Raw genomic sequence first — 998 nt, 5'->3', positions numbered from 1 at the left:
CGCCCAAGGGATCCCTGTGTGTGGGCTCTCAAGAATCGGGGAGCGGCTCAAAGCGCATTCCCACCTTGAGCTGGCCGCCATTGACCAGGTCCCAAGCGGACTGTTCTTTTTTGCCAGGCAGCTGCGCCCGCCGGATCAACAGGGATCCCTCTCCGGTGGCTACATAGACTCCTTCTCCCCTGGCCAATCCCACCACCTCGCCAGGGCTGCCTTGGGGGAGATCGCCAGGGGGTGGGTGCAACTGAGGAGAGGCAGAGCGGACAATTTTGATCCGCTGCCCCCTCAAACTGGTGAAACAGTCGGGAGAAAAGGCGCGGATTTGGTTGTGCAAGGCCTGGGCAGGGCGCTGCCAGTCGAGGTGAAAGTCTTGTTTTTTGAGCAAAGGGGCGTAGGTTGCCCGGGATCCATCCTGAGGAATAGGGGTGAGTTCCCCTTTCTCCAATTTCAAGAGCGTTTCCACCAAGAGTTCTGCCCCCAGTTGAGCCAGTTGGGGTGCCAATTCTAGGCTGGTTTGCTCTGGCCCAATGGGTAGCTTGGCCTGGAGCAGGATGGCCCCCGTATCCATTCCCTCATCCATGAGCATGGTGGTCACGCCGGTCTCGGTTTCTCCGTTGGCAATGGCCCACTGGATGGGAGCAGCGCCACGATAGGCGGGCAGGAGGGATCCATGCACATTCACACAGCCCAGCTTGGGCATCTGCAACACCGTCAGGGGCAAGATCTGGCCGTAGGCCACCACCACAAACACATCGGCAGCCAGGGCCTGCAAAGCTGCCAGCACTTGGGGATCCCGCCGCAAGCGGACAGGCTGCCACACCGGGATCCCGTGGGCCTGGGCGAGAACCTTGGTAGGGGGGGGAAGCACCTTTTGTCCCCGTCCCTGGGGCCGATCCGGCTGGCAGACCAATCCCACCACTTCAAAGGGGGACTGCGGCTGCAACAGGATCTGCAGCGAAGGCAGGGCAAACTCTGGCGTGCCGAAAAAAACAACCCGCATG

1 protein-coding gene is annotated in these 998 nt (G+C 61.1%); it reads right to left on the bottom strand.

The genetic code is table 11. From position 1 onward, the window contains the following. Nucleotides 1-28: 28 nt before the first annotated feature. Entirely contained in the window at nt 29-997 is a 969-nt protein-coding gene (gene fmt / locus NW820_RS12705) for a methionyl-tRNA formyltransferase (protein WP_414407681.1), read from the bottom strand. Between the last annotated feature and the right edge of the window lies 1 nt (nt 998).

Origin of the sequence: Synechococcus sp. R55.7 (genome assembly GCF_047461955.1) — a bacterium.
Lineage (GTDB): Bacteria > Cyanobacteriota > Cyanobacteriia > Thermostichales > Thermostichaceae > Thermostichus.
The sequence above is the reverse complement of the archived record's forward strand: the minus strand, read 5'-3'. Positions and strand labels throughout refer to the sequence as shown.